We start from the raw sequence: 3,802 nt of genomic DNA on the forward strand, positions 1-3,802 counted from the left end.
CCACCAAAAGAGAGCCAGGCGAACCCCGAGCTAACCATCACGATGGTTGGCGGGGTATTTGTCCTGGCTTGTCCATTAGAGTTTCTGATGGAAAGATAAGAGAAAAGCCGCTTGGGAAACCAGGTGGCTTTTCTCTTTGTAAAAAAACTTATCGGAAACCGATATTATCTAACAAAACGCTGAAATCCGTTACAATATATGGTAGACTCTACCATAAAGGAGACTGGTTATGATACGGATTTTACTGTCCACCCGGCTTGGTGAACTGAAGTGGACACAAGCGGACCTAGCGCGTAAGACAGGCATACGAGCCAACACAATCAGCGAGCTGTACCACGAGGTTGCGGCTCGTGTCAGCCTTGAGCAGCTGGACAAAATCTGCGAGGTGCTGGACTGCGACCTAACGGATCTGATTGTCCGTGTGCCCAATGAGTCGGGACCGAAGACACCTCCCGGCCATAGAAAATGAATATGCAGCAGGTCCTCTCCTCTGCCCCGAGCGGTAACGCTTGGGGCTTTTTATATGCCATGAAAATTTTTATAAGTCACCCTTGACTATACAAAATGACTATGGTATAATATGATTGTAGCAACAAAGAAATCGAGGTGAACATACTGGGAATCCGAAAGGGAACGAAACTGACCGACACACCCAAAAACAAAATGCTCCGCATCCGCATTGATGAAGAGATAACCAGAAAGCTCAATGCTGTGTGCGAAGCGCAAGGGAAGAGTATGTCGGAAATCGTTCGGGCAGGAATCGAAAGGCAATACGCCGAAATGAAAAAATGAGAGCAGCCCGTCACCCTGGAAAGTATCGGACTGCTCCAACAAACCACAACCGCGAGGCTCTGGCACAGCTATTATACCAGACCTCCGGGGAAAATTCAAGGAGGACAGGAAAATGGCTTATGAATCTATGAAAAAGCAAAACTTTGGGATTGAAATTGAACTGACCGGCATCACCCGCAGGAAGGCCGCCGATGTAATTGCCAAATACTTCGGCACCAACAGCCGCCACGCCGGCGGGGCCTACGACCCCTACACCGCCACCGACCGCAAGGGGCGCATCTGGAGGGCTATGACGGACGGCAGCATCCGCACCAAAAGGCGTGAGAATGGTGCGCTGATAAACGCAAATCGGGATTATTCCTGCGAGGTTGTCAGCCCCATTCTCCAGTATGAGGATATGGACGACCTACAGGAAATCATCCGGCTGCTCCGCAAGGCCGGGGCTATTGCCAATGAATCCTGCGGAATTCATGTCCATGTGGACGGCAAAGACCACACTCCCGAAAGCCTTACCCGCCTGATGGGCTTTGCCATCGGCCGGCAGGATTTGTTCTATGAGGCGCTGGGGATTGGTGACAGGGCGAACCACTGGTGTAAGAAAATAAACCGCCAGCTTTTGCAGGCCATGAGGAAGGACGCCATTCGGACCAGGGAAAGCCTGGAGCGCATTTGGTACAGCGCCGTAAATGATGGGTATACGGGCGGTATTGACCACCAGCATTACAATTCCAGCCGATACCATGGAATCAATCTCCACGCTTTCTTTACCAAAGGCACGGTAGAGTTCCGGCTGTTTAACGGCACCACCCACGCCGGAAAGATAAAATCCTACATTCAATTCTGCCTTTCCATAAGCGCATGGGCGCTGGATTGCCCTAATGAGCGGCTGTTCTTCAAGGGCTGCCAGGACTACACCGCCGAGCAAAAATACACCCTCATGGCCAGCGTCCTGAAGAACCGGCTGGGCCTTCGGGGCAAAGAGTTCAAGACTTGCCGCCAGCACCTAACCGCTGTGTTCCATCCCCAGGCGGAAGCCGCTGCGGCATAACATACACACTGAACACCTGGCCTAACGGGTTGACGGGGAGAAGGAGAGCCGCATGGAGTATAAAGAATTTTGTGATAATGTAGAAGCGACAACCTCTGCCAAAAAGGCGGTAGATGAATTCGCCGCGATACAGGCAGACGGGACGCATTTTTGCCCCCGATGCGGGCGTATGTCCGTCAAAGATAAACTCAGCACCAACGCACTAAGCCGCCACGTCCATGTGTATATCTGCGACGAATGCGGGATGGACGAAGCCTTCCGCGAACTCTACGGCGATGACTTACCACTGCGGGAGTGGGCGGTGGCGAAACTGCACCCAGTGAGTACATATAGACTCACAATGAAACAGTAAAGGGGCATACAAAATGACAATCAGTGAATTAAGAAACGTTCTCACTGAGATTGAAAATCAGAATATGACCATCAAAGAACTCCGTGCAATCTTGTTTGTGCAAGAAGATCAGGACAAAAAGCTGGCAGACACTGACCTGCTGAAAATCACTTACGGAAAGTAATATGCAGAAACGTCCTAGCTGGGGCGTCCACCGTGGAACGGCCTCTCGGTGCTAAAGATGGCAGGCCAAGTGTTTGGCTGGAGAAATCATGGTACCCCCGCCCACTTGGTCGCAAATATGGATGCTTTTGATGCAGCGCAATCATGCGGTGTCTCTCTTTCAGCCGCTGAATACCAACTTAGCAAAATAAAAAGCAGAAAACGATAGTGTTGCAGCACTATCGTCTTCATAGAGGGGATCTCAGACGGAGCAACACCCCGCCCTCGAATTGTTTAACCTTTACATTTATATTTTACCACACTTTGTGAAACACTTCAAGAGGATTTTTCTCCGTCGGAAAGGAGGGCAGATAAGGACAGAAGATTCTTACCTAAAAATGTTCGGTGGAGCTGTGCAAGCTCTTAAATAAAAAAAGCCCCTGGCCCTCCCTCATTTGGGAAAGCCGGGGACTTCACTATGTTTTCTCTTACTTGCTGCTATCCGATGTGGGCACAGCCCCCATCATCTTCGCAAACCGGTACAGCACTGTCACCAGCTGCTCCCGGGTCATGAGATCCTCCCACATCCCGTTAAACTCTTCCGCGCTGCCGCCTACGACTAAGCCGCTGTCCACAGCCCACTGTCGGGCCTCCTTGCTGTACTTGCTGGCGTCGTTATCGTGCCACTGCTGGCGCATCTCGTCAAAAAGCTTCTTGAACTGCTTTCCTTCCATGATAGATTCCTCCTTTTCCGCCGGGTCTTTTGCCGACGCGATTTTGTTGATGTAGTCCAGGCACACCCAGCCCTCGCCGGTGTATCCCCAGCCGCCGTTCTCCTGGGTAATAGTCAGCACCGTGCCGTCCGGGTAAGCCTTGAGCACTGTGCCGTTTGCCGGGCTTGTCCGGCAGTTCAGGCCGTCCGTAGCGTTCACTTGGCCCTGGTAGGCCTTGAAGGGTACAGCGGGAGCGCCGCCCAGCTTCTGGTTTACTTCTTTAGCAATCTGCCCCAGCCGGTTATAGATGTAATCCCCGGGGCAGGACTTGTTGGCAAACCAGCGGTGCGCCGTCATATTCTGCAAGCCAACCTGCCCGATGAGGCCCTTGTCCCCCATCCATTTCAGCTCTTTTATGTTGTGGCGCTGGCAGATGTCGGCGCACAGGCCAATGAGGGTGTTCCACACGTTGGCGTTGATGGCGTAGGGGTAAAATGCGTCGCTGGCGCACTCGATGGTGACGGCCCGGTGGTCGTTTGCGGGGCTGGAGGAGCACCAGCTCCTGTCCCCCTCCGGCACAATCTCCGCCACCCTGCCGTCAAAGCCAATGGCCCAGTTGCAGCTACAGTTTGCAACCTGGAAGTGGCTGCACAGGGATTCCACGCCCATCTGCCCCACCACGCAATGAATGGTGATGGTGTCAACCGCATGATTTCTGGGGCTGTTGCGGAAGGAGCTGATTTTGGTTATCCAGTT

The 3,802-nt window shown here is 52.6% G+C and carries 6 protein-coding genes; 5 read left to right on the forward strand and 1 reads right to left on the reverse strand.

The features are described from left to right. Positions 1 to 229: 229 nt before the first annotated feature. From D1841_RS16725 to D1841_RS16745, 5 genes are all read left to right on the forward strand, one after another. Positions 230 to 469: a helix-turn-helix transcriptional regulator gene (locus D1841_RS16725; protein ID WP_161880152.1), complete on the forward strand. Its 240-nt coding sequence runs from the start codon at positions 230 to 232 to the stop codon at positions 467 to 469. Between the two features lie 194 nt (positions 470 to 663). Then, on the forward strand, positions 664 to 792 hold the full coding sequence (locus D1841_RS19985; RefSeq protein WP_371722117.1) for a ribbon-helix-helix protein, CopG family: 129 nt from the start codon (positions 664 to 666) through the stop codon (positions 790 to 792). Between the two features lie 112 nt (positions 793 to 904). After that, the gene (locus tag D1841_RS16735; RefSeq protein ID WP_237076449.1) at positions 905 to 1,840 is read left to right on the forward strand and encodes an amidoligase family protein; all 936 of its coding nucleotides are present in this window, start codon (positions 905 to 907) and stop codon (positions 1,838 to 1,840) included. Positions 1,841 to 1,892: 52 nt separating this feature from the next. Next, a complete protein-coding gene (locus tag D1841_RS16740; RefSeq protein WP_160644798.1) occupies positions 1,893 to 2,192 on the forward strand; it encodes a hypothetical protein in 300 nt (99 codons plus the stop codon). 13 nt (positions 2,193 to 2,205) lie between these two features. Further along, positions 2,206 to 2,355: a hypothetical protein gene (locus D1841_RS16745; protein WP_160644800.1), complete on the forward strand. Its 150-nt coding sequence runs from the start codon at positions 2,206 to 2,208 to the stop codon at positions 2,353 to 2,355. Positions 2,356 to 2,821: 466 nt separating this feature from the next. Here the strand turns inward: D1841_RS16745 and D1841_RS16750 are convergent. Continuing rightward, the coding region (locus D1841_RS16750) for an N-acetylmuramoyl-L-alanine amidase (RefSeq protein ID WP_201751357.1) at positions 2,822 to 3,802 on the reverse strand (981 nt) is incomplete at its 5' end.

Source organism: Neglectibacter sp. X4 (assembly GCF_009917365.1).
Taxonomy (GTDB): Bacteria; Bacillota; Clostridia; order Oscillospirales; family Acutalibacteraceae; genus Acutalibacter.